A 6,335-nucleotide genomic window follows, 5' to 3' on the forward strand; every position below is an offset into this window, starting at 1 on the left:
GAGGGGAGAGGTTAACTCAGGCGACCGGCTCTTTGGTCATCGTGGTCTCGAGCTTCTCAAGTTGCTTTTTCAGCTTGGCCTCGATATCCAGAATGTACGTTTCCGCGTGATAGACCGTCGTGTCGAAACTGGCCAGATTCTTGAGCTCTTCCATCACCGAACTGATCGTATTGACGCCGTTGGTGATGATCCCCATTGCCGATCGAAGTTGCCCGGTCTGGTCCTGGATCGTCCCTTTGTTGATCGCGTACTCGATCAACTGTGCCCGCCCGAGAATAGTGGCGGTCGCGTTATTCATGTAATGATTGAATGTCGCCGTGATCGTCTTGAGTGATTCCAGCGCCAGCTTTTTCATCTGGTCGCGGGCGATCTGCTGCTGCATCAGCCGATTTTCGCGAAGCAAGTTCTCAGTCGTGATATACTGCTCGAACAGCAGACGGTTGGCCTCGAACAGAAGTTCGTCGGTCGAGCCGATCTCGATTTCCAGGAATTTCGCCTCGGCTATCGTCCGGGTCGGCAACTGCTCTTCGATCCGGTTGAGCGCATCAGTCGTAAAGCCGAGCGAGGCCCGCACCGTATCTTTATTTTCATGCGCAAATGTCAGTTCTTTCGGACGTCCCTCGGCGATCGCAAATCGCGAGATCAAATTGGCAAGGTTGACCGCCTGGCTCAGGCCTATCTCGCTCCGGTTGGCAGAATCAGGCGGGAATACCAGGTGGTGCATCCCGACCGCTTCGCAGATCTTGACCGGAATATTCCACTGTTCCAGCAGGAATTTCCCGACTCGGGCATGGTTGGTCCCCCAGAGCTGCTCTTCCAGCTCGACCAGATTCTCACCCTGCTGAACCTGCTGCCAGATCTGACGGTACTTTTCGGGGAAAGAGTTTTCGAGTACCAGGATACCTATGTCATGCAACAGGCCGGCGACAAACGCTTCTTCGGATGGCTTTTTCCCGAGCGCCTCATAGATCATCCGGGAGCCGATCGCCACCTCCAACGAGTGACGCCAGAAGCGTGTCCGATTGATCTGCGTTTTCCAGTCTCCCACCAGCTTGTAGACCGAGGATGAGAGGGTCAGCGCAGTGACTGTCCGCATCCCGAGGGTGACCACCGCCTGGGTGACGGTAGAGATATTCCGGCCAGCGCCGTAATAGGGAGAATTGGCGATACGCAATACCTTGGCAGTCATCGCCGGGTCGCGCATCAATACTTTGGCCAGTTCCTGCGAAGAACTGTCCTCTTCGCGCGTCACCCGAAGGACCTCCGCAAGCGTCTGCGGGAGCGAGGTCAACTCCTTGTGGTCGCTCAGGATCTTGGCAAAAATGTCTGTTTGCATAGCCATAGGTCGGTACTGGATATATCGGCCATTTGGCCAACTAATTAAGTCTTCCTTCCACTGTGACGGGGGGATACGGGGAGATTTCCCAAAAGAAAGAGGGGCACCTGTGGTGCCCCTTCTTGAAACTGCCTAGTAGCAGACCGGCAAGGATTGGGTGAACCCCAATAAATAGGCTATGATCATAGAAAGGTCAGTCAGGTCAACCAGGCCGTTGCAGTTGACATCCCCCGGCGGATAGTTGATCGGGGGGCCGACCGCGAAGCTGACCGGAATATCCGCCTGTGGCGTGATCACCCCGAACATCGAAGTGGCATTCTGCACCTGCACGGCGCTGGTGTAGATCCCTTCAGGCAGGGTCAGAGCATCGGCGGTCACATGAACCGTAACCGGGGTGGTCAAACTCCCTGTCGGTAATCCAAGCAATTTCACCCATGGATCGACCGCTGAGAGATCAAAACTGATCGCCCCACCGCTCGAGCTGAACGTAACCGACAGCGTATCTCTGGACGGCTTTCCGGCGGCAGAGCTGAATGCCAGACTGGTCACCGAAACTTCCAGGGTATCCGGCGGGAACTGATACTCGTAGTAGACGATCGTCGGTACTACCAGATCGCCACCGCGGGAAATACAGATCCGTCGAAACTCATCGATCTGATTTTCAACGAGCATCAAATCGGCGCCGGTTGAGCCAGGGGTCACCCGACCAAATTCGATCCAGAATAGATCCTGCGCTCCCGCGAGAATGTCATTCTCAGTATATTTTGCGAATCCCGCGTTCGGGAGGGTCCGATCTGAATTCCAATAATGAATGACGCCAAAACCCTGATTTGCTTTGTAGAAGTTACCGGAAATATATCTGAACCCGCCGTTACTACCTGGCATCATCCCAAGAAAAACGCAATAACCGGCTGCCCCGGGCAGCAAATTCCCCTTTATGGCCATTCTAACGGAATTGATGCCGTCGGGCACCGAGGTCAGTCGCGGAATAAACAGGGTGTCATCGGATGATGGCGCGAAGCTGTATGTCTGCGATGGCGAACAATCGTATACTCCGTTCGGGTATGTTATGAACAGGTTTTCGACTATTCTGACAACGTCACCGTGGGCAACCCCGGCGCGATCGTCCATGTCCATCTGCCAGTTCCAGGGTGCTCCTCCAAAGTACAGGTAATCGAGGAGATAGGAGATGTCGCCGATGTCAATGGTCGAACCGCCGTTGGCATTCCCGCACTCCTGAGCTTCGACCGGAACGACAAAGAGGAGAATGAGTAATGCGGCGAACATAACTCTGTGTAGATACATGATCCGCCCCTTTCCTGTGTTATTTCGCAACCAGAAAGCCAAACCCCCGCGAACAGAATGCTCCCGGTAGCGTGGCATTTATCTTCTATCTATAAATTAAATAACGTGACTGAGAATAGCCTGAATTACAGGAATAAAATAGAACACAATATCCATGATGTCAAGGGGAAAAGGAGGAAGCTGGTCAACGGTCAACGGGTCTGTTTGCCGATAAGACGCTCCAGGCGCGTGCGAATCCGCTCTTTCTCCGTTGGACCATACGGACATCGCTGTTGTGCGAGTCTGGCAAATTCTATCGCCTTTGCGATATCTTTCTCCCGATGCTCATAATAGACCGCCAGTTCGATCGAGGCGCGGTACCCCTCGCGACTATCCGCAACCGACAGCTCCTGCCAGATCGACACCGCCTGTTCCCAATCTCCCGAGCGCTTGAGCGCCGAAGCATGGAACAGCCGTATCTCCGGAGTCATGTCGCCGACAGACTCATCCGCTATCCGTTTGCACAAACTGAGGACCTGAGGCGTACGGTTGCGACGACGGTATACTCGCGACAGCGAATAAAGATCATCGGTCTGATCCAGCACTCCCCCTTCAGTCGCAAATGCCGAGGCAACATGCGCCAACAGAAAATGAAGACTGACTATATCGTGACGGTTATGTGTCAGCACATCTCCCATCTTGTCGAGCTGCTCTGATGCCAGCCATTCGAAATAGACCGACGGAACCAGATAGCCGGGGATATCATCCTGGCGGTGAAACTCGAACAGCCGACGCTCCACATGCGTCAGGTTGCACTCTTTCAACCGTCGTTTGAATAATCTTCGCGCCGAATGCAACAGGTCGATATGTTCGCCATAGATCACTTCGCCCAACCCGGTTGACGATCAGCCGGTCGCACCACCGGGATATCAAATGCCGCTCCGTTGTATGTGACGAGGCATTTCTCGGCCCAAACTCGGCCTGTAATACCTCAACGTCTCGCCGCTTGGTCGAGTAATCCGGGATAAGTGCTGCCGCACCTCAAATCCTCCTCGACCACCGATCCACAGCCGATCAAAAACGGCACGATCCCGACACCGCCCAGCCCGGTTGTTTCAGTAGCAAGTAGAGTACCCGGCTGAGATCGATCTCCATCCCGTTCGAGCGCGGTAAATGATGAATGCGGATGCGCGGGGGAGACCAGCGTGGAATCAAGCGACACCAGCCCATGCCGGTAATCTATCGGAAAAAAGCGTCACCAGTACAAACTGTCCGGCGGCATGTTCCACCAGTTCGCCGCCGAGCGACTGGGCCATGCGGCCGTAACGCTCGGGGATATCACGCGACTGCCTCTTCTTCGCCGATCTTACTTCGGCGGGGAGAGATCACGTCGCTTGACACTCTCTCTTCTCATTGAGACTTCGGGGCTTGTCCATGGCTGACTGGCTCCGATCGCGGATTGTACTTTGAGGCGGGTAAAGCGGTCGGTTTCGCCACGCGAGGAATGGAAGCGGAAATCACACACATCAGCCGTGTCGGCAGTGACGATCGCCACTGCGGCGGGCCCGACGGAAGCATCTTGATTTGTCTGTGGCAACAAGGTATGTAACTGCCATATCTTTTTCATCGATCCCAAGATCTGGCAGTACAATCCCGGTTGGCGATTGGTGGACTCCATTCAGATCAATGATCGCCTGCAACACGGTTGCGGTATCAAGCATCGACAGACGCCGCCGCCGCGAGTCACCGCCCCCACTTAAACGAATCCCCCAGCAAGCCGTTAAGTCGCGGTATCGCCTGCTGCAACTTGAGCTGTCCGGACGCACGACTGTTGCCGTTTGCGCACCAGCATGATGCATCTTCCAGCGCCATCATGATCGCATCAGCCCGCACGAATGTCGCCGATCCGCCCGAGCGACCGATCGCACTGCTCGCGGACCTGCCACCACGGGTGTTGCGTTACGCCTAATAATCCCATTAATGCTGAGGTATCCTTGACTTATCACCCAGCGCCCGCGACCCGTTCCACCACCAACCCCTTTATTAAATCCGGAGCGCTCTGAGCAAATAGGGACCGCTGGCAACTGATCTTTTCAGGATATTGATGATCGCCAGTCGTTCCCGTGGTGATTTCGTCTCCAGCTTACCTACAATTATCGGGACAGCATCCGCCCCCAACGCGGCGATAGAGTCTTCCACTCGGCTTGACCATCGGTTTGAAACTTCACCCTCACCTGAGGATGCGATCACAAACAGCGAGTCGATCTTCTTCTCCAGCAACCCTGCCCGAGAGCCGTTCCCGCTAACAAGAGTAGCACGGCGGGCGTCAGAATCGGTATCACTTTCTTCATGGTTGGTCGCCTCCGTGCTGTCCTTGGGATACAACTCGATATCCATGCCGCCCCCCAACCGGAATCTGGCTTCCAGTAGAGTTCTCTTTCCCATTGCCGGTATACGGAAGCGCCACCCAGATCGATAAACAGCCTGATCGACCAAAATCCCGTCGGCTATCCCCAAACCCATGCGTATTCTTCGGGTTCTTGATGAAATACCGGTCGTCCCCCCTTCATTGCTCGATCTGTATTCCCGCACCATTGCCGATCTGCCCTGCGAAAGATCACGCCGTGTAGGTGTCATTCCGTGACGATCAGCATGATCCGCACGAATAATCACCATGGCCGCAGCCATGCATCAGCCCTGCCAAAATAAACATCATGACTGTGTCATCCACCTCCAGATGCCCAGGGTCAACCTTGTCGCCGCCCCTGCGCATACTGATATGACTGGTATTGTCGTTGCGGAGGAATCATACAACATCCCGAGCGACCACCAATAGCTGGTCCCCTGGCGCGAAAAATATCTGAGTAGTAATTGTCGTTTCCCTTTCAGAATCGACCAGGAAACCAGGCCGCCCGGAGATCCAAGAAAGAAGGCCGTAGCCGAATCCCCGCGTACATCGAGAGAGGTAATAATCGTCATGCCGAAGTACATCTTTGTATTTGTTCGCCGGCATAGTACGAATCTGATCCCCTCAAATCATACAGCGTCCCGATCCCCTTTGATGAACCCGAACCCTGGGCATGCAGCGCAGAAATTGTAGATATGGCGCCCCGCCTCATCGATGACGATCCCCATTCCGTACGTTCTGCTCCCTGCACATGCGTGTCGCCATCATGCCGGCTTGCCCAAGGGCCGCATCATAGAGATTAGGCTCGCCGAAGAAAGCCTGAACCAACTCCAAATGACTTGCGGAATACCGGTCATCTCCCGCCGAAATCAAGCACAGCCCGACAGAAAAACAGCTGACGCGATCGCGAAATCCGACTTGGCGTTGTACTGGTCATTCCGGCAAGATCGATAATGATCTACCGGATGCGGATTGGACGGTCGTTCGACAGATTTACAAATATCCTGTCCCCGCCGATATCGAGAATGAAAGTGAAATCGCCGGTGTAGACATCGCCCTGCGCCCGCCCACACCGCCACCCCGCTTGTTTGCCCAGATATTTGTGTGTTTGTTTTGTCTGAATAGCCGACCGAATTAGCAGCTTATCGCGAGCCGTCCCGCCCGAATCAGCGATCTGCCTGAGCATCGTCAACCCGGCATGATCTCCCGAAGGTAACCTTCGGCCGCGAGAATCGGGTCGAGATGGATCTCGGCGCCGAAACGTTTCAACAGCGTGTCGGAAGATTTATGTTTCTCTTCCGCTTTCTC

The 6,335-nt window shown here is 54.7% G+C and carries 8 protein-coding genes; 1 reads left to right on the top strand and 7 read right to left on the bottom strand.

Translation table 11 applies throughout. The features are described 5' to 3' along the window. Window positions 1-16 precede the first annotated feature (16 nt). The 5 genes from IPH75_11185 to IPH75_11205 all read right to left on the bottom strand — a co-directional run bounded on the left by IPH75_11185 (window position 17) and on the right by IPH75_11205 (window position 4,247). Window positions 17-1,342: an HDOD domain-containing protein gene (locus tag IPH75_11185; protein MBK7142633.1), complete on the bottom strand. Its 1,326-nt coding sequence runs from the start codon at window positions 1,340-1,342 to the stop codon at window positions 17-19. A 126-nt stretch (window positions 1,343-1,468) separates the two neighbouring features. Then, window positions 1,469-2,641 (bottom strand): hypothetical protein, encoded by a 1,173-nt coding sequence (locus IPH75_11190; protein MBK7142634.1) that lies wholly within the window; start codon window positions 2,639-2,641, stop codon window positions 1,469-1,471. 191 nt (window positions 2,642-2,832) lie between these two features. After that, entirely contained in the window at window positions 2,833-3,513 is a 681-nt protein-coding gene (locus IPH75_11195) for a ribonuclease H-like domain-containing protein (protein ID MBK7142635.1), read from the bottom strand. A gap of 98 nt (window positions 3,514-3,611) precedes the next feature. Then, a complete protein-coding gene (locus IPH75_11200; protein MBK7142636.1) occupies window positions 3,612-3,842 on the bottom strand; it encodes a hypothetical protein in 231 nt (76 codons plus the stop codon). 144 nt (window positions 3,843-3,986) lie between these two features. Continuing rightward, window positions 3,987-4,247, bottom strand: a complete 261-nt coding sequence (locus IPH75_11205; GenBank protein ID MBK7142637.1) for a hypothetical protein — start codon at window positions 4,245-4,247, stop codon at window positions 3,987-3,989. A 78-nt stretch (window positions 4,248-4,325) separates the two neighbouring features. Between IPH75_11205 and IPH75_11210 the strand changes: the two genes are divergently transcribed. Continuing rightward, complete coding sequence (locus IPH75_11210; protein ID MBK7142638.1) at window positions 4,326-4,589, top strand: hypothetical protein; 264 nt, start codon at window positions 4,326-4,328, stop codon at window positions 4,587-4,589. A gap of 74 nt (window positions 4,590-4,663) precedes the next feature. On the opposite strand, the gene IPH75_11215 is transcribed toward IPH75_11210, so the two are convergent. Beyond that, window positions 4,664-5,065 carry a hypothetical protein gene (locus IPH75_11215; GenBank protein ID MBK7142639.1) on the bottom strand — a complete coding sequence of 134 codons (402 nt, stop codon included), beginning with the start codon at window positions 5,063-5,065 and terminating at the stop codon, window positions 4,664-4,666. A gap of 920 nt (window positions 5,066-5,985) precedes the next feature. Continuing rightward, on the bottom strand, window positions 5,986-6,213 hold the full coding sequence (locus tag IPH75_11220; GenBank protein MBK7142640.1) for a hypothetical protein: 228 nt from the start codon (window positions 6,211-6,213) through the stop codon (window positions 5,986-5,988). Window positions 6,214-6,335: the final 122 nt, after the last annotated feature.

Source organism: bacterium, from assembly GCA_016708025.1.
Classification (GTDB): Bacteria; Zixibacteria; MSB-5A5; order GN15; family FEB-12; genus FEB-12.